Source organism: Streptomyces similanensis (assembly GCF_039543625.1).
Classification (GTDB): Bacteria; Actinomycetota; Actinomycetes; order Streptomycetales; family Streptomycetaceae; genus Streptomyces; species Streptomyces similanensis.
Map to the genome: position 1 here is coordinate 120,729 of NZ_BAABKC010000011.1, position 23,316 is coordinate 144,044.

Annotated in this window: 21 protein-coding genes and 2 pseudogenes; 17 read left to right on the top strand and 6 right to left on the bottom strand. The window is 72.7% G+C overall.

Annotated elements, in window-relative coordinates; genetic code table 11:
- The first annotated feature begins 2 nt into the window (after positions 1-2).
- Positions 3-2,282 carry a bifunctional salicylyl-CoA 5-hydroxylase/oxidoreductase gene (locus ABEB07_RS03850; RefSeq protein WP_345667016.1) on the top strand — a complete coding sequence of 760 codons (2,280 nt, stop codon included), beginning with the start codon at positions 3-5 and terminating at the stop codon, positions 2,280-2,282.
- A gap of 36 nt (positions 2,283-2,318) precedes the next feature.
- Here the strand turns inward: ABEB07_RS03850 and ABEB07_RS03855 are convergent, their stop codons facing one another.
- Both ABEB07_RS03855 and ABEB07_RS03860 read right to left on the bottom strand, forming a co-directional pair.
- Positions 2,319-3,161: a PaaX family transcriptional regulator gene (locus ABEB07_RS03855; protein WP_164584076.1), complete on the bottom strand. Its 843-nt coding sequence runs from the start codon at positions 3,159-3,161 to the stop codon at positions 2,319-2,321.
- Between the two features lie 15 nt (positions 3,162-3,176).
- Entirely contained in the window at positions 3,177-4,811 is a 1,635-nt protein-coding gene (locus ABEB07_RS03860) for an AMP-binding protein (protein WP_345667017.1), read from the bottom strand.
- Between the two features lie 135 nt (positions 4,812-4,946).
- Between ABEB07_RS03860 and ABEB07_RS03865 the strand changes: the two genes are divergently transcribed.
- From ABEB07_RS03865 to ABEB07_RS03875, 3 genes are all read left to right on the top strand, one after another.
- On the top strand, positions 4,947-6,101 hold the full coding sequence (locus ABEB07_RS03865) for an acyl-CoA dehydrogenase family protein (protein WP_176150873.1): 1,155 nt from the start codon (positions 4,947-4,949) through the stop codon (positions 6,099-6,101).
- Entirely contained in the window at positions 6,098-6,496 is a 399-nt protein-coding gene (locus tag ABEB07_RS03870) for a RidA family protein (RefSeq protein ID WP_345667018.1), read from the top strand. Before ABEB07_RS03865 ends, ABEB07_RS03870 begins: the two co-directional genes overlap by 4 nt.
- Positions 6,497-6,842: 346 nt before the next feature.
- Complete coding sequence (locus tag ABEB07_RS03875; RefSeq protein ID WP_345667153.1) at positions 6,843-7,313, top strand: DUF6299 family protein; 471 nt, start codon at positions 6,843-6,845, stop codon at positions 7,311-7,313.
- A 15-nt stretch (positions 7,314-7,328) separates the two neighbouring features.
- On the opposite strand, the pseudogene ABEB07_RS03880 reads toward ABEB07_RS03875, so the two are convergent.
- A pseudogene (locus tag ABEB07_RS03880) lies at positions 7,329-7,862 on the bottom strand (DUF488 domain-containing protein).
- A 99-nt stretch (positions 7,863-7,961) separates the two neighbouring features.
- The gene (lpdA, locus tag ABEB07_RS03885) at positions 7,962-9,368 is read right to left on the bottom strand and encodes a dihydrolipoyl dehydrogenase (protein ID WP_345667019.1); all 1,407 of its coding nucleotides are present in this window, start codon (positions 9,366-9,368) and stop codon (positions 7,962-7,964) included.
- 276 nt (positions 9,369-9,644) lie between these two features.
- Between lpdA and ABEB07_RS03890 the strand changes: the two genes are divergently transcribed.
- From ABEB07_RS03890 to ABEB07_RS03900, 3 genes are read left to right on the top strand one after another with little or no spacing between them, the layout of a single operon-like run.
- Positions 9,645-10,781: an ATP-grasp domain-containing protein gene (locus ABEB07_RS03890; RefSeq protein WP_345667020.1), complete on the top strand. Its 1,137-nt coding sequence runs from the start codon at positions 9,645-9,647 to the stop codon at positions 10,779-10,781.
- On the top strand, positions 10,778-11,629 hold the full coding sequence (locus ABEB07_RS03895; RefSeq protein WP_345667021.1) for an ATP-grasp domain-containing protein: 852 nt from the start codon (positions 10,778-10,780) through the stop codon (positions 11,627-11,629). Before ABEB07_RS03890 ends, ABEB07_RS03895 begins: the two co-directional genes overlap by 4 nt.
- Positions 11,617-12,390, top strand: a complete 774-nt coding sequence (locus tag ABEB07_RS03900) for a cobalt-precorrin-6A reductase (protein ID WP_345667022.1) — start codon at positions 11,617-11,619, stop codon at positions 12,388-12,390. Before ABEB07_RS03895 ends, ABEB07_RS03900 begins: the two co-directional genes overlap by 13 nt.
- 85 nt (positions 12,391-12,475) lie before the next feature.
- Here the strand turns inward: ABEB07_RS03900 and ABEB07_RS03905 are convergent, their stop codons facing one another.
- A complete protein-coding gene (locus ABEB07_RS03905) occupies positions 12,476-13,111 on the bottom strand; it encodes a precorrin-8X methylmutase (RefSeq protein WP_345667023.1) in 636 nt (211 codons plus the stop codon).
- A gap of 216 nt (positions 13,112-13,327) precedes the next feature.
- On the opposite strand from ABEB07_RS03905, the gene ABEB07_RS03910 reads away from it, so the two are divergent.
- Positions 13,328-13,969 (top strand): superoxide dismutase, encoded by a 642-nt coding sequence (locus ABEB07_RS03910; protein WP_164589420.1) that lies wholly within the window; start codon positions 13,328-13,330, stop codon positions 13,967-13,969.
- A gap of 70 nt (positions 13,970-14,039) precedes the next feature.
- On the opposite strand, the gene ABEB07_RS03915 is transcribed toward ABEB07_RS03910, so the two are convergent.
- The gene (locus ABEB07_RS03915) at positions 14,040-14,261 is read right to left on the bottom strand and encodes a hypothetical protein (protein ID WP_345667024.1); all 222 of its coding nucleotides are present in this window, start codon (positions 14,259-14,261) and stop codon (positions 14,040-14,042) included.
- Positions 14,262-14,275: 14 nt separating this feature from the next.
- Between ABEB07_RS03915 and ABEB07_RS03920 the strand changes: the two are divergent.
- The 9 genes and pseudogenes from ABEB07_RS03920 to ABEB07_RS03960 all read left to right on the top strand — a co-directional run.
- Positions 14,276-14,712 (top strand): annotated as a pseudogene (locus tag ABEB07_RS03920) (CDP-alcohol phosphatidyltransferase class-I family protein); the annotation flags it as partial.
- Between the two features lie 583 nt (positions 14,713-15,295).
- Positions 15,296-15,493, top strand: coding sequence for a hypothetical protein (locus ABEB07_RS03925; RefSeq protein ID WP_345667025.1), 198 nt, complete (start codon positions 15,296-15,298; stop codon positions 15,491-15,493).
- Positions 15,494-15,622: 129 nt separating this feature from the next.
- Complete coding sequence (locus ABEB07_RS03930; RefSeq protein ID WP_345667026.1) at positions 15,623-16,690, top strand: PqqD family protein; 1,068 nt, start codon at positions 15,623-15,625, stop codon at positions 16,688-16,690.
- 21 nt (positions 16,691-16,711) lie between these two features.
- Positions 16,712-18,073 carry a TldD/PmbA family protein gene (locus ABEB07_RS03935; protein ID WP_345667027.1) on the top strand — a complete coding sequence of 454 codons (1,362 nt, stop codon included), beginning with the start codon at positions 16,712-16,714 and terminating at the stop codon, positions 18,071-18,073.
- Positions 18,070-19,425 (top strand): metallopeptidase TldD-related protein, encoded by a 1,356-nt coding sequence (locus ABEB07_RS03940; RefSeq protein ID WP_345667028.1) that lies wholly within the window; start codon positions 18,070-18,072, stop codon positions 19,423-19,425. The genes ABEB07_RS03935 and ABEB07_RS03940 overlap by 4 nt, the downstream gene beginning before the upstream one ends.
- A complete protein-coding gene (locus ABEB07_RS03945; protein WP_176150886.1) occupies positions 19,422-20,369 on the top strand; it encodes an ABC transporter ATP-binding protein in 948 nt (315 codons plus the stop codon). Before ABEB07_RS03940 ends, ABEB07_RS03945 begins: the two co-directional genes overlap by 4 nt.
- Positions 20,366-21,172 (top strand): ABC transporter permease, encoded by an 807-nt coding sequence (locus ABEB07_RS03950; protein ID WP_176150887.1) that lies wholly within the window; start codon positions 20,366-20,368, stop codon positions 21,170-21,172. The genes ABEB07_RS03945 and ABEB07_RS03950 overlap by 4 nt, the downstream gene beginning before the upstream one ends.
- 1 nt (position 21,173) lies before the next feature.
- Entirely contained in the window at positions 21,174-21,968 is a 795-nt protein-coding gene (locus tag ABEB07_RS03955) for an ABC transporter permease (protein WP_345667029.1), read from the top strand.
- Positions 21,969-21,996: 28 nt separating this feature from the next.
- The gene (locus ABEB07_RS03960) at positions 21,997-23,277 is read left to right on the top strand and encodes a hypothetical protein (protein WP_345667030.1); all 1,281 of its coding nucleotides are present in this window, start codon (positions 21,997-21,999) and stop codon (positions 23,275-23,277) included.
- Positions 23,278-23,316: the final 39 nt, after the last annotated feature.

A 23,316-nucleotide genomic window follows, 5' to 3' on the forward strand; every position in this document is an offset into this window, starting at 1 on the left:
CGATGACCGGCGCCCCGCGCGTCGCGGTCGTCGGCGGCGGCCCCGGCGGCCTGTACACGGCGGCCCTGCTCAAACGGCTCGACCCGGCCCGCGAGGTCACCGTCTTCGAACGCAACGCGCCCGACGTCACCTTCGGCTTCGGCGTCGTCCTCTCGGACGAGACGCTCGGCGGGATCGAGCACGCCGACCCGGTGGTGTACGCGGCCCTGCAACGGGAGTTCGTGCGCTGGGACGCCATCGACATCGTGCACCGCGGCGCCCGGCACACCTGTGGCGGCCACGGCTTCGCCGCGCTCGGCCGGCACCGGCTGCTGGACATCCTGCACGAGCGCTGCCGCTCGCTCGGCGTCGCGCTGCGCTTTCGCACCGAGGCGCCGGACCCGGCCCGGCTGACCGGGGCGTACGACCTGGTCGTCGCCGCCGACGGCGTGCACAGCGCCATCCGCGCCGCACACGCCGACGTGTTCCGGCCGCGGGTGAGCGACCACCGCTGCCGCTACATCTGGCTCGCCGCCGACTTCGCCTTCGACGCCTTCCGCTTCGAGATCGCCGAGACCGAGCACGGCGTGATGCAACTGCACGGCTACCCCTTCGCGGCCGACGCCTCCACCGTGATCGTCGAGATGCGCGAGGAGGTGTGGCGGGCCGCCGGCTTCGCCGACCTGGACGAACAGGGCTCCGTCGACCGCTGCGCCAAGATCTTCGCCGACGCCCTCGGCGGCCGCCCGCTGCGCTCCAACAACAGCGCCTGGACCACCTTCCGCACCGTGGTCAACGAGCACTGGTCGCACGGCGGCCTCGTCCTGCTCGGCGACGCCGCCCACACCGCCCACTTCTCCATCGGCTCGGGCACCAAGCTCGCCGTCGAGGACGCCCTCGCCCTCGCCGCCTGCCTGGACGAACAGCCCACGCTGCCCGAGGCGTTGAGCGCCTACGAGACGGAACGCAAGCCGGTCGTCGCCTCCACCCAGCGGGCCGCCCGCGCCAGCCTGGAGTGGTTCGAGGACCTGGACCTGTACGTCGGTCAGCGCCCCCGCCAGTTCGCCTTCAACCTGCTCACCCGCAGCCGCCGGGTCACCCACGGCAACCTGCGGCTGCGCGACGCCCGCTTCACCGGGGCCGTCGAGCGGGAGTTCGGCTGCCCGCCCGGCACACCGCCGATGTTCACCCCCTTCCGGCTGCGCGGCCTGACCCTGCGCAACCGGGTCGTCGTCTCGCCCATGGACATGTACTCGGCGGCCGACGGCGTGCCCGGCGACTTCCACCTCGTCCACCTGGGTGCCCGCGCGCTCGGCGGCGCGGGACTGGTGATGACCGAGATGGTGTGCGTGAGCCCCGAGGGCCGGATCACGCCCGGCTGCGCCGGACTGTGGACCGGCCGGCAGACCGAGGCATGGCGCCGGATCACCGACTTCGTCCACCGGCAGGCGCCCGGCACGGCGATCGGCGTGCAACTCGGCCACAGCGGCCGCAAGGGCTCCACCCGGCTGATGTGGGAGGGCATGGACGAGCCGCTGCCCGAGGGCAACTGGCCGCTGGTGGCCGCCTCCCCGCTGCCCCACCGCCCCGGCGGCCAGGTTCCGCGCCAGGTGACCCGCGCCCAACTCACCGACATCCGCGAACAGTTCGCCACCTCGGCCTGGCGGGCCGCCCGGGCCGGCTTCGACCTCCTCGAACTGCACTGCGCCCACGGCTATCTGCTCTCCGGCTTCCTCTCCCCGCTCACCAACCACCGCACCGACGCCTACGGCGGCTCGCTGGAGAAGCGGTTGCGCTTCCCGCTGGAGGTGTTCGACGCGGTGCGCGCGGTGTGGCCGGAGGAACGGCCGATGACCGTCCGCCTGTCGGCCACCGACTGGGCCGAGGGCGGCACCACGGCCGAGGAGGCGGTGACGATCGCCCGCGCCTTCGCCGCGCACGGCGCCGACGCCGTCGACGTGTCGACCGGGCAGGTGGTGGCCGGGGAACGGCCGGAGTTCGGGCGCTCGTACCAGACGCCGTTCGCCGACCGCATCCGCAACGCGGTCGGCGTCCCGGTGATCGCGGTCGGCGCGATCTCCTCCTGGGACGACGTCAACTCCCTGATCCTGGCCGGCCGCACCGACCTGTGCGCGCTGGCCCGGCCCCACCTGTACGACCCGCACTGGACGCTGCACGCCGCCGCCGAGCAGGGCTACGAGGGCCCCGCCGCCGTCTGGCCCCCGCCCTACCGCGCGGGCAGCCGCCCACCGCGGACCGGCCGCACGGACAGCCCCAAACCCCGCCTGACACTAGAACGTTGAGCCCGGCACGCCGCCCCCCGGCGGGGCTGCGGCGGATCACAGCCGGCGGGCGGGGACGGACACACCCGCGTAGAGCGCCCCGGCCTCGTGCAGCCGCGCGTGCAGCGCCCGGAACACGGCGGCCGAGCGGGTGCCCGGCCAGTTCGCGGGCAGCAGCCGCGCGGGCAGACCGGGGTCCGTGTAGGGCAGATGACGCCAGGAGTCCAGCGCGAGCAGGTAGTCCCGGTACGCCTCCTCGGGCGGGGTCCCGGCGCGCCGCTCCCAGGCGCGCAGCACCGGCGCGTGCCGGTCGAGGAACGCCTCGTGCTGCTCGGCCAGGGCCGCGAGATCCCACCAGCGGGCGACCGCCTGGGCCGTCGGCGCGAACCCCAGGTGCTCGCCGCGGAAGAAGTCCACGTACACGTCGAGATCCAGCCGCCGCAGGGTGTTGCGGGTCTCCTCGTGCAGCCGGGCCGGGGCGATCCACACCCCCGGCGCCGCCGTGCCGAAGCCGAGCCCGGCCAGCCGGGAGCGCAGCACATGCCGCTTCTGCCGCTGCGACTCCGGCACCGAGAACACCGCCAGCACCCAGCCCTCGTCCGCCGAGGGCGCGTCCGCGTAGATCCGGCGATCGCCGTCCTCCAGCAACTCCCTCGCCTGATCGGAGAGTTCGTACCCGGCCGCGCCCCGCTCGGTGCGGGCGGGCAGCAGCAGCCCGCGCCGTTTGAGCCGGGAGACCGAGGAGCGCACCGAGGGCGCGTCCACGCCCACCGCGGCCAGCAGCCGGATCAGCTCCGCGACGGGCACCGGACCCGCGACGAAGCGGCCGTACGCGCCGTACAGCGTGACGATGAGGGACCTCGGGGCGGGTTGCACGGGCTGTTCGGACACGTTGATCATTTTAGGTCGTCGGTATCACCGCTGGTCACGGGTGCCCGGGTCGCGCAGTCTGAACCGCTGGAGTTTGCCGGTGGCGGTGCGCGGCAGCGCGCTCCGAAAAACGAACGCACGCGGGCACTTGTAGGGCGCCAGCTCCGACTTGAGATACGCGCGCAGCGCCTCCGCGTCCCGCGCCGCACCCTCCCGTACCACCACGTACGCCACCACCACCTGGCCGCGCAGCTCGTCGGGCCGGCCGACGACCGCCGCCTCGGCCACGTCCGGGTGGCGCAGCAGCGCGTCCTCGACCTCCGGCCCCGCGATGTTGTAGCCCGCTGAGATGATCATGTCGTCGGCGCGGGCGACGTAGCGGAAGTAGCCGTCGCCGTCGCGGACATAGGTGTCTCCGGTGATGTTCCAGCCGTCGCGCACGTAGTCGCGCTGGCGCGGGTCGGCCAGGTAGCGGCAGCCGACCGGGCCCTGGACGGCGAGCAGCCCCGGCGTCCCGTCGGGCACCGGCCTGCCGTCCGCGTCCTGCACCCGTGCCCGCCAGCCCGGCACCGGGACGCCCGTGGCGCCGGGCCGGATGTCCGCGCCGGCCGCCGAGATGAAGATGTGCAGGAGTTCGGTGGCGCCGATGCCGTTGACGATGCGCACGCCGGTCCGCTCGTGCCAGGCGTGCCAGGTGGCGGCGGGCAGGTTCTCGCCGGCCGACACGCACCGCCGCAGCGAGGAGGTGTCGTGGGCGGCCGGCGCGTCGAGCATCGCCCGGTAGGCGGTGGGGGCGGTGAACAGCACGGTCACCCGGTGCTCGGCGATCGCGGCCAGCAGCTGCCGGGGACGGGCCTCTTCGAGCAGCAGGGCGCTGGCGCGGGCCCGCATCGGGAAGACGACCAGTCCGCCGAGGCCGAAGGTGAATCCCAGCGGCGGACTGCCCGCGAACACGTCGTCCGGGCGGGGACCGAGCACCCGCGCCGAGAAGGTGTCCGCGATCGCCAGCACGTCCCGGTGGAAGTGGACGCAGCCCTTGGGGCGGCCGGTGGTGCCGGAGGTGAACGCGATCAGCGCCACGTCGTCCGCCGCGGTGTCCACCGCCGGGAACGGGACGCCGGGCGCCGGGCGGCGCAGCAGGTCGTCGGGGGCGTCACCGCCGTAGGCCGCCAGGCGCAGCCCCGGCACCTCCGCCTTGACCAGGTCGTCCACCGACCGGATGTCGCACAGCGCGTGCCGGACGCGGGCGATCTCGCAGACGGTGCTCAGCTCGTGGGGGCGCTGCTGGGCCAGTACGGTGACGGCGATCGCGCCCGCCTTGAGCACGGCGAGCCAGCAGGCGGCCAGCCAGGGGGTGGTGGGTCCGCGCAGCAGGACCCGGTTGCCGGGCACCACGCCGAGATCGGCGGTGAGAACGTGCGCGAGGCGGTCCACGCGGGCGGCCAGGTCGCCGTAGGTCCAGGCGCCGCCGCCGGGGGTGCGGAACACCGGCCGGCCGGCGTCTTCCCCGCCGGCCGGGCCCAGCAGCTCGGCGGCGCAGTTGAGCCGGGCCGGGTAGCGCAGCTCCGGCAGGTCGAACCGCAGCTCGGGCCACTGGTCCGGGGGCGGGAGGTGGTCGCGCGCGAAGGTGTCGACGTGGGCGGAGACGTGAGGGGAGACATGGGCGGACGGGTGGTCCATGGCGGTTCGCCCCCTTGGTGTGGTGGGCTCGCACCTGGAGCGTAGCGCCTTGGTGACGACAGTCAACGGTACGCGATACGGTGGGCGGCGAACCCCCGACGGCCCCGGCGGCCGCGGGAGAGGGAGGACCGGCGTATGCCCGCATTCTCACTCGAACCGGAACAGCGGGCCTGGAGCGCGCGGTTGCGCACCCTGGCCGCCGAGCGGCTGCGGCCGCTCGCCGAGAAGGGCGAGCCGGGCCGCGTCAATCGCGCTCTGCTGGCCGAACTGGGCCGACTGGGCCTGCTCGCCCGCCTGTTCACCTCGGGCGCCCTGGAGCTGTGCCTCATGCGGGAGTCCCTGGCCTTCGCCTGCACCGAGGCCGAGACCGCCCTCGCCCTCCAGGGCCTCGGCGCCCACCCGGTGCACGCCCACGGCACCCCCGCCCAGCGCGCCCGCTGGCTGCCCCCGGTCGCCGACGGCGGCGCGGTGGCCGCCTTCGCCCTGAGCGAGCGGGCCGCGGGTTCGGACGCGGCGGCCCTGACCCTGCGGGCCGATCCCGCCCCGGGCCCGGATTCCGGCGCGCTCTGGCGGCTCACCGGGGAGAAGTGCTGGATCTCCAACGCCCCCGAGGCCGACTTCTACACCGTCTTCGCGCGCACCACACCCGGCGCCGGCGCCCGCGGCATCACCGCCTTCCTGGTCCCCGCCGACCGCCCCGGCCTCACCGGCGGCCCGCTGGAGATGCTCTCCCCGCACCCGATCGGCGCCCTCGCCTTCGACGGCGTCCCCGTCACGGCGGACGACGTGCTCGGCGAGGCGGACCGCGGCTTCCGGGTCGCGATGGACACCCTCAACCTCTTCCGGCCCAGTGTCGGCGCCTTCGCCGTCGGCATGGCGCAGGCCGCGCTGGAGGCGACCCTCGCCCACACCGCCCGCCGCGACGCCTTCGGCGGCAAGCTGAGCGACCTGCAGACCGTCGCCCACCAGGTCGCCGAGATGGCCCTGCGCACCGAGGCCGCGCGCCTGATGGTCTACGCGGCGGCGACGGCGTACGACGCCGGCGCCCCCGGTGTTCCCGGGCGCGCCGCGATGGCGAAACTGCTCGCCACCGAGACCGCGCAGTACGTCGTCGACACCGCCGTCCAGCTGCACGGCGCCCGCGCCCTGCGCCGCGGCCACCTCCTGGAACACCTCTACCGCGAGGTGCGCGCGCCGCGGATCTACGAGGGTGCGAGCGAGGTGCAGCGGGGCATCATCGCCAAGGAGCTGTACGCCGCCGCGCCGCCACCGACCGGGGAGGCCCCGTGACCACCGAGCGCGTCAACCCGCCCGAGCTGTCCCCGCCCGCCGGCTTCTCGCACGCCGTCGTCGCCACCGGCTCGCGGCTGCTGTTCCTGGCCGGCCAGACCGCCCTGGACGCCGACGGGAAGGTGGTCGGCGACACCCTTCCCGAGCAGTTCGCCCGCGCCCTGACCAACCTCCTCACCGCGCTGCGCGCCGCCGGCGGCGCCCCCGCCGACCTGGCCCGCGTCACGGTCTACGCCACCGACATCGCCGCCTACCGCGCGCACGCCCGGGAACTGGGCCGCCTCTGGCGGGAGTTGGCCGGCCGCGACTTTCCGGCGATGGCGGTCGTGCAGGTCGTCCGGCTGTGGGACGAGGAGGCGCTGCTGGAACTGGACGGCTTCGCGGTACTGCCCTGAGGCTCCCGACGACCCGGCGGCGACGCGCATCACCCCACCAGCCTGGCCTTCACCGGCCTGGCCCCCACGGGCCGGTGGGTCGCCCGCCGTACCCGCTCCACCGTCACCGCGGCGCCCGCCCGCCGTCCCCGCCGCTCGACCGCCGCCGCGCCGCCCGTCCGCCGGGGCCGTCGGCAGGTGTGCCGCGTGGGCCGTTAGACGGAAGTCGGGGTGGACTCGCCGTCGCGCGGTCGGGGAACGCCGACGAACAGGGACACGCGCCCGGTATCCAGTGGAACCCTGCATTCCACTTCTCCGGGAGGCTCTCATGTCCGTAGCGCCAGCGTCCTTCGGATCAGCCCGCCGTGTGCTCGGCACCCTCGGCGCGGTCGCCGCCGCGCTGCTCATCGCCGCACCGGCCGCACCGGCCGCCACCACTGCGGCCACCGCCGCCGCCACCACCGCCGCCACCGCCGCCACCACCGTGGCCGCCGACGCGGCCGAGACCGTCACCGTCGACCGGACGGTCCGGCAGAACGCGGACGGCACCGTCACGATCTCCGGCGCCTACCGCTGCACCGGCGCCACCGGCGCCGTCTTCATCAGCTCCGCCATCAGCCAGGGCGACTCGGAGAACACCCACTCCATCGGCGGCACCCAGGCCGTCTGCGACGGCGCCGCGCACCGCTGGGCCAACAGCGGCAACCCTCTGCACACCTTCGCCAAGGGCCCCGCGCACGTCCAGGCCATCATCACCGAGCTGGTCCCGCAGGGCATCCTGCTGGTGCCCGCGTTCCACGCGCTGCGCGACCAGGATGTGACCGTGGCCAGGGCCTGACCGGACGCACCCGCCTCACCCCGGCGGGCCGTCGTGGACGAGGAGGCCGTCCGGCCGCAGCCGGGCGCCGTCCGCCGGGACGTGCGGGACGATCCGCCCGTCGTGCGGGAGGTGGCGTACCGGCACCCCGCGCGCCAGCTCCGCGAAGTCGGCGATGAGCCGGCGGTGGCAGCGCCACTACACCGCCTCACCGCACATCACCGCCGTCCGCCGCCCGGCCGCCTCGCCGAGCAGCCGGTCCGTCGCCGCGACGAACTCGGGCGTGCGCGTGTACCCGGCGTAGCCGCGGAAGGAGTCGTTGCGCCAGAAGGTGTCCGGGCTGTCCGGGGCCGGCTTGCGGAACCCGCCGAGACCGGGTTCCCACCGGTAGGCGATCCCGTCGTCCGGCAGCCATCGGGCGAGCCGGTCCCGCAGCAGGTCCGGATCGCGGCGGCTGCCCGGCGCGGTGCGCACGTCCACGACCGCGGCGACGCCGGCCCCGCGCAGCAGCCCGGTGATCTCCGCGCGCCCGGCGGTGCCGTGCCCGAAGGTGAACAGGGGTTCGTCCATGGCGCCGTACCTTCCCGATCGGGGACGCGACCGGAAGGTACGGGTCACCAGGACGCGCCCACGTCACACGTCGCACGCCCTGGCCACGGGTCACACCCGTCACATGTTGATCATGTGCCCCGCGAGCCCGTGCACCGCTTCCTTGACCGCCTCGCCCAGCGTCGGGTGGGCATGGACGTTGCGGGCGACCTCGTGGACCGTGAGGTCCCACTGCTGGGCCAGGGTCAGCTCCGGCAGCAGCTCGGTCACCTCGGGCCCGATCAGGTGCGCGCCCAGCAGCTCGCCGTGGGCGCCGTCGCTGATCACCTTCACGAAGCCGACCGGCTCGCCGAGCCCGTGCGCCTTGCCGTTCGCGGTGAACGGGAACTTCGCCACCTTCACGTCGAAGCCCGCCTCGCGTGCCTGCGCCTCGGTGTGGCCGAAGCTGGCGATCTGCGGCTGGCAGTACGTCGCGCGCGGGATCATGCGGAAGTCGACTTCCATGGTCTCCGCGCCGCCGATCGTCTCGGCGGCGATGACGGCCATGGCCTCGGCCGCGTGCGCCAGCATCAGCTTGCCGGTGACGTCGCCGATCGCGTACAGGCTCGGCACATGGGTGCGGCCGCGTCCGTCGACCTCGATGGCGCCCCGCTCGGTGAGCCGCACCCCGGTCGCCTCCAGGCCGTACCCGGTCACCCGCGGGGCGAAGCCGATCGCCTGGAGCACCTTGTCGGCCTCCAGCACCTGCCGGGCGCCGTTCTTGTCGACGGTGACCCGCACCGGACGCGCCGGGTCGGAGTCGTCGATGGACTCGACCCGGGTGGAGGTGTGCACCTCGATGCCGAGCTTGCGGTAGTGCTTGGCCAGCTCCTTGGACACGTCGGCGTCCTCGGCGGGCACGACCCGGTCGGCGAACTCGACCACGGTCACCTTCACACCGTAGTTGTGCAGCACGTAGGCGAACTCGACGCCGATCGCGCCGGCCCCGGCGATGATGACGCTGCCGGGCAGTTCCTCGGTGAGGATCTGCTCCTCGTAGGTGACGACCCGCTCGCTCAGCTCGGTGCCGGGCAGCAGCCGCGTGGTGGCGCCCGTCGCGATCACGCAGTGGTCGAACGTCACGGTCCGGGCGGTGCCGTCGGACAGGGCGACCTGGAGGGTGTGCGCGTCGGTGAAGGTGCCGCGGCCGTCGTACTCGGTGATCTTGTTCTTGCGCATCAGGTAGTGGACGCCGGCCACCCGGCCCTCCGCCACGTCCCGGCTGCGCCGGAAGGCCGCGCCGTAGTCGAACGTGATGGGGGAGTCGGACCGGATCCCGAACGTCTCGGCCCGCCGGGTGACGGTGTGCGCCAATTCGGCGTTGCGCAGCAGGGCCTTGGAGGGGATGCAGCCCACGTTCAGGCACACCCCGCCCCAGTACTTCTCCTCGACCACGGCGGTGGACAGGCCGAGTTGGGCGGCGCGCACCGCGGCGGTGTAGCCGCCGGGCCCCGCGCCGAGAACCACGACATCGTAATGATCGCTCATGCACGTCACTGTGAAGGATGGCGCGGTCACGGCGCAACGGACCGCGGCGCCCCGTGACGCACGGCGCGGCGCCCCGGGACGCACGGCGCGGCGGCCCGCGGGAGCGCGGTCCCGGCGCTCCGTCCGCGATGCCCAGCGGGCCCGCCCGGCAGGGACGTTGGGCGTGCGGGCCGCCGCCCGGCGGCTTCCCGGACGGGCATGACATCCTGTGTCGCCACAGGACGTCACGGAATGCCGGACGACGAGGGCGGGCGTCCGGAGGGTCGGGGTAGATCGATGAAGCTCTGCTTTCTGGTGGAGGAGCAGTACCGCCACGACGGCATGCCGGTCGAGGTGATCCGCCAACTGACGTCCTGGGGGCACCAGGTGGACGTGCTGCGGCCGGGCGGCTCGCTGCTGCGCATGACCGAGGCGCTCCAGGACGCCGCCCACGACGCCTGGGTGCTCAAGACGGTCTCCGGCGGCCCCGGGCTCACCCTGCTGGAGGCCGCGGCCGCGGCCGGGACGACGACGGTCAACGACGCCCGCGCCATCCGCGGCGTACGGGACAAGGCGCTGGCCGCCGCGATCGGCCGCGCCCGCGGCCTCCCGCTGCCGCCCACCTACGCCGCTGCCGGACCCGAACTGCTCGCCGAGATCCCGGAGTCGGAGTACCCGATCGTCGTCAAGCCCGCCGACGGCAGCTCGGGGCGGTCCGTGCACCTGGTGACCTCGCCGGACCGGCTCACCGCCATGGCCCCCGCGCTGGCCGGCGAGGGCATGCTCATCGCCCAGCCGTACGTCCCCAACTCGGGCGTCGACATCAAGGTGTACGGCGTCGGCGGCGAGCTGTACGCGACCGAGCGCCGCTCCCCGCTCCACCCCGACCACGCGGTGCCCGAACGCCGGGTGCCGCTGTCGGACGAGGTCGCCGCCGTCGCCGCCCAGGCCGGGGTGGTCTACGGCCTCGATCTGTACGGAGTGGACGTGGTCCTGGGCCCGGACGGCCCCGTGGTGGTCGACGTGAACGACTTCCCCAGTTTCCGCCAGGTCCCCGACGCGGCCGCCCGGGTGGCGCGGGCCGTCCTCGGCCTGGCGGCGCGCGGCGGCCGGCCCGCCGAGCCGGCCGAACCGGCCGAACGCGCGCGGCCGCGCATGCCGGAACAGCGCGAGCGGTCCCTGACCGCCGCGTCGCCTGCCGGGCAGCCCGGACCGCCCGGACCGTCCGGACCGGTGGTGCAGGCAGTGCCGTCCGGACCGGTAGTGCGGGCAGTGCCGTCCGGACCGGCCGTATCACCTGTCCCGGCCGTATCACCTGTCCCGTCCGTATCGCCTGTCCCGTCCGTGCCGTCGGCAGCGCCGTCCGCGCCCGCCGCGTCCGCGCTGCGTCCCGGTCCGGCCCAGGTTCCGGTGGCGGCGGGCAAGACCGTATGAGGATCGGCCTGATCACCTCCGACCCCGGCCATCCGCTGCTGGCTGCCACCGCCGCGCTGCTCGGCGATGAGCACACGGTGCGCACGCTGGACCCGGAGACGGCGGCGGAGTCCGCCGAGGCGGCCGAGCCGCCCGCCGACGTGTATCTCCTCAAGGCGCGGACCCCGCGGGCGATCGCCCTCGCCCGCGCACTGGAGGACCGCGGGGCCCGGGTGCTGAACTCGGCCGCCGCGACCGAGCTGTGCCAGGACCGTACGGCGATGGCGGAGCGCGCGCTGCGCGCCGGACTGCCGTTCGCGGCCACCCGCACCCATCCCTCACTCACCCAACTCGCGGACGAGAGCCTGCCGTTCGGTCTGCACGCCCCCGTGGTGGTCAAGAGCCGGCACAGCCGCAAGCACGACCTGGTGGCCCGCGTCGACAGCGCCGCGCGACTGCGCGAACTGGCCGCCGCACACCCCGAAGAGCAGGTCGTCGTCCAGGACTTCGCGCCCAACAGCGGCTGGGACCACAAACTGTGGGCGATCGGGGACCGGGTCTTCGCCGCGCTGCGCCGCTCCGAACTCTCCCCCGAGGGCCGCGGCCCCACCCTGCCGCTCGCCCCCGACCGCCTGCCGCCCGGCTGGTCCGCCCTGGTCCGCCGGGTCGGCGAGGTCTTCGCCCTGGACGTCTACGGCGTGGACGTCATCGACACGGGCGACGGCGCCCCGCTGATCGTGGACGTCAACGCCTTCCCCGGGGTCCGCGACCAGCCGGGCGCGCCGGAGGCCCTGGCCGCCCTGGCCACGGCCCCCTCGGCGCACCCTTCGCCGCTCACGGACGGACCGGCCGCCCCATGCGCGTACTGATCCTCGGCGGCACCACGGAGGCCCGCCGCCTGGCCGAACTGCTGGACGCGGTGCCGGACTTGCGGGTGACCAGCTCCCTGGCCGGACGGGTCGCCGGCCCCCGGCTGCCTCCGGGAGAGGTCCGCGTCGGCGGCTTCGGCGGCGCCGAGAACCTGGCCGGGTGGCTGGGCGAGCACCGGGTGGACGCACTCGTCGACGCCACACATCCCTTCGCCGAGAGGATCAGCCGTCACGCGGCACGGGCCGCCGCCGTCGCCGACGTTCCCCTGCTCGTCCTGCGCCGCCCCGGCTGGACCCCGATGGCCGGGGACCGCTGGCACGAGGCCGGCTCGTTGGCGCAGGCCGCCGCCCTGCTGCCCTCGCTCGGCCGCCGGGTGTTCCTGACCACCGGCAGGACGGGCCTGGCCGCGTTCGCCGGACTGGACGACCTGTGGTTCCTCGTCCGGTCGGTCGAGGCGCCCGAGCCTCCGCACCCGGCCCGCATGGAGGTACTGCTCGACCGGGGACCGTTCACCCTCGACGGCGAGCGCGAGCTGCTGCGCCGCCACCGCGTCGACGTGCTGGTGACCAAGGACAGCGGGGGAGCGGCCACGGCGCCCAAGCTGACCGCCGCGCGCGAGGCGGGGCTGCCGGCGCTGGTGGTCCGCCGCCCGCCGGTCCCGGCGGACCTGCCGGTCGTGCCCACCCCCGAACGGGCGGCGGCATGGCTGACGGCACGGCGCGACCGGGAGGTCCCCGGCGAAACCGGGGACGGAGCCTGAGCCGAACGGCCACGCCGCACCGGGCGAGGTGCCCGGCGCCCGAGGGCTCTCCGCACACCCCCACGGCCCTACGGCCGCCGCCCCCTCACACCTCGTCCTCGCTCGCGAGCGCGTTGAGCGCGGCGGCGGCGATGGCGCTGCCCCCGCGACGGCCGCGCACGACCAGGTGCTCCAGTCCTGACGGGTGCGCGATCAGCGCGTCCTTGGACTCGGCGGCGCCGACGAACCCGACCGGCGCCCCGATGACCGCGGCGGGCCGGGGCGCCCCCTCGTCCATCATCTCCAGCAGCCGGAACAGGGCGGTGGGCGCGTTGCCGACCGCGATCACGGCGCCCTCCAGCCGGTCCCGCCACAGCTCCAGCGCGGCGGCGCTGCGCGTGGTGCCCAGCTTCGCGGCCAGCTCCGGCACGGCGGGGTCAAAGAGGGTGCACAGCACCTCGTTGCCGGCGGGCAGCCGCCGGGGAGTGACCCCGCTGGCCACCATCCGCACGTCGCACAGGATCGGCGCGCCCGCGCGCAGCGCCTCCCGGGCGCGGGCCACCACGGCCGGGGTGTAGGCGAGGTCGCGTACGAGGTCGACCATGCCGCACGCGTGGATCATCCGCACCGCGACCTGGCCGACGTCGGCGGGCAGGCCGGTCAGGTCCGCCTCGGCGCGGATGGTGGCGAAGGACTGGCGGTAGATGGCCGCGCCGTCCTTCTCGTAGTCGTAGCTCGTCACCGGGTCTTCCCACTGCTCTCGGTCGTCGTACGGCTCAGGGCGCTCGCCGTCGGTTCGGACGGGGATCAGCCGTGGACATGGCGGCGAGCATACCCAGCCCCCGGCCTGGGCGCGCCGACACGGGAGGGGGTCCTAGGTCCAACGTCCGACGGCGAGTTACCGTTCTTGCTGTTAGCGTGCAGCTGCATACCTTTGGCAATAAGGAGGACGTCGCACATGGCGCTCTACACGCTCCCCGAACTCCCGTACGACTACGCGGCGCTGGCCCCCGTCATCAGCCCCGAGATCATCGAGCTGCACCACGACAAGCACCACGCGGCTTATGTGAAGGGCGCGAACGACACGCTGGAGCAGCTCGCGGAGGCGCGGGACAAGGAGTCGTGGGGCTCGATCAACGGCCTGGAGAAGAACCTCGCCTTTCACCTCTCCGGCCACATCCTGCACTCCATCTACTGGCACAACATGACCGGTGACGGCGGCGGCGAGCCGCACGAGAAGGACGGCGTGGGCGAGCTGGCCGACGCCATCGCCGAGTCCTTCGGCTCCTACGCCGGCTTCAAGGCCCAGCTCACCAAGGCGGCGGCCACCACCCAGGGCTCCGGCTGGGGCGTCCTCGCCTACGAGCCGCTGAGCGGCCGCCTGATCGTCGAGCAGGTCTACGACCACCAGGGCAACGCCGGCCAGGGCTCCACACCGATCCTGGTCTTCGACGCCTGGGAGCACGCCTTCTACCTCCAGTACAAGAACCAGAAGGTGGACTTCATCGAGGCCATGTGGCAGGTCGTCAACTGGCAGGACGTGGCCAAGCGCTACGCCGCCGCCAAGGAGCACGGCGACAGCCTCCTGCTCGCCCCCTGACCCCGGGGTGACGCGAAGGGCTCCCCGGGCGGCGTGCCCGGGGAGCCCTTCCGTGTGTCGTGGACAGGCGTCAATTCCACGGCTCCTGGTACGGGTTCTCGCCCAGCACCCTCGCCGCGGCCACGCACAGAGCCTCACCGTAGAGCTGGTTGCCGCCGCGCCCCGTGCCCCACAGCTCGGACGCGGCCTGCGCCACGGCGCGCCAGGAGTACTCCCCGTCGATCCGCCACACACGGATCTGCGCAGCCATCTCCGGCGTGACCGCCTCCGCGCCCCTAGGGTCATGAGTCATCCCCCGACCCTGGTAGGAGGTTTCGCAGCTCCGGCATGGGAGCCGGACTGGACAACCTCTCGGACCTGATCAGCTTCGGGCTCTCGCCCGCGTGCTTCGTCGTGGTGCGGGGCATCACGAACGAGACGTCGCACCTGGGGCTGGTGGCGGCGGCCGTCGCCGTGCTGCTGGCGGGGCTGTTGCGGCTGGCCCGCTTCTCCTGCACGACCATGCGTGACGGCGTGTTCCAGGGGATGCCGATCCCGTTCGCGGCGCTCACGGTGTTCAGCGTGGTGCTCCTCGACCTGCCGTTCTTCCTGGTCCTGCTGGGCGTGGTGACGGTGGCCTGGCTGATGGTGAGCAACGTGGAGTACCCCAAGCCCAGCGGCCGTTGGGCGCTGCCGGCTGTGTGCTGGATCGTGGCGAACGTGGGTGCCTGACGGCCTGGGCCGTGGGGGTGCCCCAGGGCGAGGGCGTGAAGACCTCGGCCCCACGGCCTCTTCCGTTCGGTTCCGCGTACGCCGAGCAGCGGAGTGGGTCGTGGCCCCTGGCCGGAAAGGTCTGAAAAGTAAGCCACGCGAAGGTTCTGAAAACCTCAGCAGAACCTCAAACACCTGACGCGTGGTCGATTCCAGCTCATGGAAAAACAGGGCATAACGTGAGAGCCTGCTTGCTCAGGGTGAGGTCGAAGGCAATGAAAAGGTCAAGGGATCTTGACGCTCTCCGGTGGGCTGGTTAAGTTCTTCCCGTACTCCCCGGACGGGGGCGGAGTAAAACGGGGGCATTAACTTCGGAACGTCTTCCCATTCAGGGGGACTTGATTCCGATTTTCTGAGAGACATTACTTGGGGTCGCGCTTGCCGCCTCCCGCTCGTATTCGACAGGTCCGTCGCTTTTGCAGCGCCACGATCCTGTGTTGCGGAATATTTTCTGGGTTTCGGTGGCGTTGCGCGGTGCCCGTATCTCCGCGCAGCGCCCCGGAAGGGGATACCCGCTCAGGGGTCCCCAACAGCGCTCCGAACGGGGTGACTTGGTGAGGGAGGGAGGTGGATCAAATGGAGAACATCGACGTCATCGAGCTCGAGGACGACATCGTTGAGTTCGAGGCCGCAGAGGACAACGCGGCCAACGTGGCCAATGTCGCCAACGTGGCCAATGTCGCCAACGTGGCCAATGTCGCCAACGTGGCCAACGTGGCCAACGTGGCCAACGTGGCCAACGTGGCCAACGTGGCCAACGTGGCCAACGTCTAGTTGAGACAGGGTGGTGGGAAGGAATTCCTGCCACCCTGTCTTCTGCCAAAACACACACCATGACGAAGTCGAAAGGCAAAAGTAACTGTGGCGCGCTCGGTGATCGAAGAAAAGCTGCAAGCGGCCCGCATGTTGGCGGAAGCGCTGGCCGCCGATGACAACAACGGATCCATTGATTCGATGTACATAGCGGGAAGCCTGACGGCGGGTCTCGGTAACCCAACGAGCGACGCCGACCTCTTCGTCCTCTACGTCGATGAGTCGGCCATGGGCGATGACGTCACCCAGTACAACGTCAACGGCCACCGGGTCGACGTCGAGCGCTACACGCTCGACTACGTCGAGAACGCCGTGGAAACCGTCACGTCTTTCGACCTGCGTCGCGACAACCTCACCGAACTCCACAAACTGCCGGGGCAGTTGGACTTCGTCTGCCGCCTGTACACCTCCGAGACGGTCGCGCCCTCGCCGGCCCTCGGCGGGTTCAAGCAGCGGATCGACTCCTCCATCGCCACCATCCGCCAAGTCGCCGTCAACTACTCGGCCATCGCGGTCAACGGACACCTCGAGGACTTCCTCGGCGCCTCCGTGGACGGCGACTTCGAGACCGCGGCGCTCGTCGGGCAGGAACTCACCGCCTTCGCCGGAAAGGCCGTCGTGGCGGCGTCCGGAGACCTGTACTACAGCAAGAAGTGGGTCTACAAGCAGCTTGAGCGGACCCCTGTCGCGGGGTTCCCGAAGGACACCTTCGTCGACTTCCAGCGGGGCACCTGGGTCGAGCGCGGCACCCGCGCCGCGGAGGAGCTGGTCTTCTTCGTGCAGACCTGCGTCGCCGCCAGCCAGCTGCTGAGCCGCCAGGGCGTGTCCCTGGACGTCTGGCCGTGGAGCGCGCCGCAGGAGGGAACCGAGGGCCGCCTGTGGCGCAACCCCTCATACAACGTCCTCGGGCAGAGCGACGGCATCCTGCTCCACTGGGAGCTGCGCCGCCAGCTGATGCTGCGCGACCCCGCCGCCTTCGTCTGGGCGCTGTGCGACGGCCGGAGCGCCCAGGGCGTCGCCGACGCCGTGCGGCAGCTGGCCGAGCACGTCCCCGCGCTCAAGGCCCTGACCCCCGAGCGCATCGAGCGGCTCATCGAGTCCCTGCGCTCGCGCGACCTCGTCAGCGATGAGGCGTACTCCGTGCTCGACACCATCTGATCGGCAGCAAGAACCATGGCAGTGACGACGACCCAGCAGAACGCCTCGGCCGGTGCGACCGAGGACCTGCTCGGCATGGCCCAGTGGGCGGTCGAGCAGGCCGGCACGTCAGCGCAGTACGTACAGGCCTACGCGGAACGTACCGTCGAGGTCCGCGTGGAGTGCCTGGACGGCGAGGTGCTGGCCACCTGCGTCGAGCCCCGGGAGGGGCTGGCGTGCATGGTCCTCCAGGACGGCCGCTGGCGCCACCGGGCCTTCTCCGTCGCCGAACTGCCGTCGCTGCCCCGGTGGCTGGGGGCCGAAGGGACGCCGGCCGCCGGCGAAGCCCTCGCCTGGCCCGAGCCCCACGCCACCGGGTTCACGCCCGTGTCCCCGCAGGACTGGCTGGTCCAGGGGGCGGCACCGGCCCACTCGCTGCGCACCATGGAGGACTTCACCACCCGCGCCATCGCGGTCGTCGACACCGCCGGCGTACGCGCCTCGGGCCACTCCCGGTTCGTACGGCGTCGTGTGGAGGCCACCGTCGAATCCGGCGGGAACCGGTACCGCGGCCTCAACCGCTGGCTGGAGCGCGGCCCGCTGGCCGGCGGGGCCGAGCGGGACGCCGTGCCGCAGGACGTGGCGCGCGTCGCGGTCGAGCACGCGCACGACTCCGCGCGGGCCGAACTCGGGGGGCGTCACCGCACCCCCGTCGTCTTCGCGCCCTCCGCCGCGGTCGCACTGCTGCACGAGCTCGTCGGGCACGCCCTCGAAGGCGACAACTTCGCCATGCAGAGCGACTACATCGCCGAACTCCGCAGGCCGGGCGCCCTCCCCGCGTCGCTGACCATGTACGACGACGCGACGCTCCCCGACGGATACGGCTCCTACGACATCGACGACGAGGGGATCGCGGGCACCACCACCGTCCTGGTGTCACAGGGCGAGCTCGGTGACCCGCTGTCCTCCGTCCGCACCGCCCGGCGCCACGACTACCGTCCCACCGGCAACGGACGCCGCCGCGACTACCGGGCCCTCCCGCTGCCCCGTGCCAGCAACACCGTGGTGCCCCGCGGCACCGAGGACCCGGCCGTACTGCTGGCACCATCGTCCGACGGCCTCCTCCACGTCGGCTGCCTGGGCGCCGGAATGATCAACCTCCGCAGCGGAGAGTTCCACTTCGCGGCGCTCAACTGCGCGTACATCACCCCGGACGGCCACCGAGTCCCGGTGCGCGACGTCAGCCTCGTCGGCGACGCGCTGGAAACCCTCGCCCGAGTGGAGGGCACCGGTTCGGACTTCGGCGGGGACAGCGTCACCTGCGGGAAGCAGGGCCAGATGCTCGGCATCGGCCTGTTCTCGCCGTCGATGCGCTACTCCGCACTGGATTGGAGCGCAGCGTGAAGACCCTTCAGCGCAAGGCGGACCAGGCGTTCGCCGCCGCCGACAGCGTGCAGACGGCCCTGCTGCCGGGGGAGAGCGCGGCCGTGTTCCTTGAGCGGTCCGCGCGGCGCCGGCTCGTGTGCGACGCCGCCGGGAAGAAGCAACTCCTCGTCGAGGAACCCGCTTTCAGCGGATTCGTACGGCTGGAGCACGAGGGACGCGAGCTGTACCTCAACGCGAGCCGGCTGACCGCGTCGTCGGCGGCCCGGCTGCTGGCCACCGGCCGCCCGCTGTTCTCCCTGGGCAGCCCGGCCGCGGACGGGGGGCGCCCCAACGCCCACCCGCCCGCGCGGCCCGCAGGGGCGGGCGCCTGGTGCACCACCGGGGACCGCCTCGACATGGGGGCCGCCGCCTCCCGGACCGGCGCGCTCATGGCGGCCGTCGGCTCCGCCCTGCGACCGGGACAGGTCGTGGCGGGAATCCATGTGAGCGACATCCTGCGGGAAGCCGTCTACCTGGACAGCCCCGGCACGCGGCTGGAGGACCAGGCGTACGGAGTCGAGATCACCGCCGTCGTGGTCGGCGAGGATGGCTCGGCCATGGTGTCGGCCACGCGCTACGCGCGGACGCTGGACGACATCGACCCCGAGGAACTGGGCCGCGAACTCGCGCTCCTGCACATGGCGTCGGCTGCCGGCGGACAGCCATACACAGGCACGAGCGTCGTCCTCACCCCGTCCGCCACCGCCGCGCTGCTGCGGGCGCTGGCGAACACCGTGCTGCTCAATCCGGTCGTCGGGCCCGCGGCCCTCGCCACCTCGCTCGTCGACGAGGGACCTCGTACGGACGGCTACGGTGCCCGGTCCTTCGACTGCGAGGGGACCACGACCGGAACCGTCGAGTTCATCGGGCGGGACGGTCGTCAGCACACCCTCGCCAGCCGCAGGACCACGCTCGCCGGCCACGAGCGGCGCGTCCCGGCCCCGCTGACCGGCCACGCCTGGTGGAACCCGCTCAAGAACTTCCCCCTGATGACAGCGAACAACGTCAGCCTGACCCGCACGGCCGGGACCACCGCCGACGGCCTGCTCGCGGACGAGCGCTGCGTGGTCACCGACGCCCGGACCCTGGGGGTCGAGGAGTTCCGCTCCGGCGGCCAGCTGGCGTTCCGGCTCCTGGCCGCCCGTGCCACGGACGGCGTGCCCCGGGCGGCGCACACGGCGCTGACGGTCGAGGGATCGGCCGTCGACTTCCTCGCGTCGATCACGCAGGTCGGCGACACGGTGTCCTACTTCCCGGGCCAGATCTCGGCCGGTGGCGCCTACCTGGAAATGGACCTCACCCGCATCACCTCGAAGGCAATCGGATCATGACCTTGACAGACGGAGGGCTCGAAGCCCGCGGACTCGTGCGCGAGTTCACAGCGAAGGACGGCTCTGTGCGGCGGGCGGTCGACGGCGTCAACCTGGTCGTGCGGCCGGGTGAGCTCGTCTCCGTGCTGGGCCCCAACGGCGCCGGCAAGACCACCACGGTCAAAATGCTCACTGGCCTCCTGCTGCCGACGGCGGGCGAGGTGCTCATCGACGGGCACGATGTCGTGCGCTCCCGCCGCCGGGCGGCGATGGCCTGCGGTTTCAGCCTCGGCGGTGACACCGGCCTCTACCCACGTCTGACGGCCCTGCAGAACCTGGAGTTCTTCGGCCTGATGTACGGCCTGCGCGGTTCGCGCCTCGCCCGCCGTGCCGGTGAGCTGCTGGAGGAGGTCGACCTCGCGGACCGTTCGGGCGACCTGGTGGGCTCCTTCTCGCGCGGCATGAAGCAGCGCCTGCACCTCGCGCGTGCCCTCCTGCACGAGCCCTCCGTCCTGATCCTGGACGAGCCGTCCGCCGGCCTGGACCCGCAGTCCGCCGCGGCTATGCGCGCGCTCGTCGCCCGGCTCACGGGGGAGGGCCGCAGCATCCTCCTGACCACCCACGACATGCGGGAGGCCGAGGAACTGAGCAGCCGGGTCGTCCTCATGAAGGGGGGCCGCATCCACGTCGAGTCCACGGCAGGCGAGCTCCGGCTCAACGCGGCGGGGCGCCTCGGGCACGTTGTGAGCGTGGTCTTCTCCACCGCCGAGGTGCCGGACGGCATCAAGGACTGCCCGGGTGCCATGAACATCGAACAGGACGGCTCCGCCGTCACCCTGCGGGTGTCCGACGGCGCCGCCGCGGTGCAGTGGGTGCTCGCCGCCTTCCCCGGACTGACCACCAGCGTGGCCGTCACCCCGCCGACCCTGGAAGAGGTCTTCCTCGACATGGTGGCCGCGTCATGACCACCGTACGCACCGGACGCACCGCCGTGCCGCGACGCCAGGGCGCGTGGCAGGGCACCGGAGCGACCTTCGCGCGGGCCGTCGTGGACCAGCTGCGCATGCACGCCACCAGCCCGATGGCGATCTTCTCCACCTTGGCCATGCCGTGCGTGTTCGCCTTCGTCGTGCACGCCAACGCCACGGACGGCTTCTCGCGCCGCACCACCGGCGACATGGCCGTCGGCTCGGCGGGCATCGGCATGCTCGACTCCGTCATCGTGCTGCTGCTGTTCAGCCTGCTCGGCGAGAAGCAGTGGAAGACGCTGTACGCGGCCCTGGGCAGCCCGGGAGGCCTCGTCCCCGTCGTCCTCGGCCGGCTGACCGGCACGGCCCTGCAGTCGGTGACGGCGCTGCCCGGCACGCTGATCGTGCTGGGCCTGCTGTTCGGCATCGACGACGGATTCGACTGGGTCCGCTGGCTCGTCGGCGGTGTGATGCTGTCCTTCGCCACCGCGTCCGTGATCGGGCTCCTCGGCTTCGCCGTCCTGCGCTTCCCCTTCTCCGCGGGGATGACCAACGGCCTGACGGGTCTGGTGATGGCGCTCAGCGCGCTCATCGTGCCCCAGTCCGCCCTGCCGGCCCCGGTGCAGAAGCTCGCCATGATCATGCCGCAGGCCCACGTGATGTCCTGGATCCGCGGCGCGGGACCGGAACAACTGCTCGAGGCGGTCGCCCTGACCGGATTCTTCTGCGCACTGGTCGTCCTCGCCGTCCAGCGGCTCGAGACCACCGTGCGCCGGAACGCCCTGCCGCTGGAGGCCTGAGATGCAGACCCGTACAACGGCCACCGAAGGCGGCGCGGTCCGTGCCGCGCTGCGCGGCGCGGCGCTGTCCTACCGGGCCCTGTTCACCTGGTTCAACCCCCTGGGCTACCTGAGCTCGCGCATCGTACGCCCCATCGGCATGGCCATCGCCTTCACCTCGCTGGCGACGCACTACGGCGCCGGCGCCGGCCGCATGTTGATCGCGTCCAGCCTGCTGGCGGGCGCCGGTGCCGTCGTCTACGGCATGGCCCTCGCCGTCGGCAACGAGCGCTCGTTCGACACGCTCGGTGTCTGGCTCGCCTCGCCGCAGAACAAGATCGCCGCCACCTGCCAGCGCGCACTGCCGCACGTCGTGGACGGTTTCGTCGGCGGCCTGTGCACCTACCTCGTGTGCAGCCTGCTGTACACGACGCTCCCGATCAGCATCCCCGCCTACGCGGCCCTCCTCGCCGTCGGAGTCCTCACGACCGCCGGATTCGGGCTGTCGATCGCCGCACTCGCCCTGTTGCTGAAAGACCTCTTCGTCGGCCCCAACACGGCCGAACTGGTCCTCATGGTCCTGTCGGGAACCCTCGTTCCCCAGGACCGGCTACCGGGCTTCCTGGTCCCGCTGAGCACGGCCATGCCGCTCAGCCACGTCATGGACGCCGTCGACAACCTCCTCGCCGAGCGGGCGTACGGCGCGCCCCTGATGACCGAACTCGTCATAGGTACCGCATGGGCCCTGGCCGGTGTCGTCTTCGTGCACCTGGCCGCCCGCCGCGCGACGGCACGCCTCGCGCTCGGCACCTCCTGAACATCACCCGGAAAGGGAAAGAAGACAAGTGAGCAGCCCCCAGACGTCCGCCTGGTCCGCGAACGCGTGGATCGACCCGCGCGGAACCTTCGCCGGCCCGGTCCAGCACAAAGACGGCCTGATCATCCCCGGCGACCTCAAGGCCGCCCCGCTGGACGCGAACGAGCCGTACCTGGTCCCGTCCCTCCCCGTCGAGGTGCACTGCCACGGCCTGGGCAGCGTCGACTTCTCCAACTTCGCCGAGATCGACCTCTTCGAGGTGGACAAGCACGCGGCCTCAGAGGGCCTGCTCTGCATCCCCACCCTGTACCTGCGCCAGGACCGCCTCGACGGGTTCGTCGACTTCATGCGGGGCTTCGCCGCCCTCAAGGCCGACGGCAAGCTCCCCTTCGTCCCCGCCATCGCCCTTGAGGGCCCCCTCGTGGCCAGCTTCGGGGGTACGCCCGCCAGCTCGGTCTGGGCGCCCTCCAAGGAGGAGTGGGAGAAGCTCGCCAGCTGCGGCCCGCTCGGCCTCGTCTACATCATGATCTCGCCCGACGCCCTGCAGTCCAGCTCCTACCTGGCCGCGCAGTTCACCCCGGACCACCCGTCCCTGGAGTGGATCGTCACCCGCCTGGTGGAGAACGGCATCCGCCCGGCCCTGGGCCACTTCGCCAAGGAGGACCCCCAGCTCGGCGCGGACTGCGTCGAGGAGGTCCTGGCCACGGCCGAAGCCGCCGAGTGCCCGCACAACGGCGTTCGCGTCGTCACCGACCACCTCTTCAACGAGATGCCGCTGCTGATCAAGCACGCGTTCCGCACCTCGAAGCAGCGCGCCAACCGCGACGCCCTGCTCGCCGCCTACGACCTGCCGTCGTGGAACCTGGCGGACCTGCACGAGCAGGTCGGCCCGGTGCCGGCCGCCATCATGCGCGGCGCCCACGCCGGCCGCATCGCCGCCTGCCTCAACTTCGACGGTGAGCACGTCGACTTCGCCATCGCCAAGCGCGCCATCGAGATCGTCGGCCCGCAGAACATGATGCTGATGACGGACCGCAGCGACGTCGCCCGACTGGCCGGCCAGGACCTCCACCAAGAACCTGGCAGCGACCTGTGGTACCAGGAGAAGGGCGTGGTCGCCGCGGGTACCCAGCCCATCGACCAGCAGATCGCCAACGTCCGTGCCCTGGGCGTGGCCGAGGCGGACATCTGGAACCTGGTCTCCTTCACCGCGTACCGGACCTTCTTCCCCGACATGGACCTGTCCGCGGCCCGGTTCGGCCAGGGATGCCACGTCGACGCCGAGCGCCAGCGGCGCGCACTGATCTGACACGCCGTACCACAGGTACCCGAGAGGCATGAGGAGCAC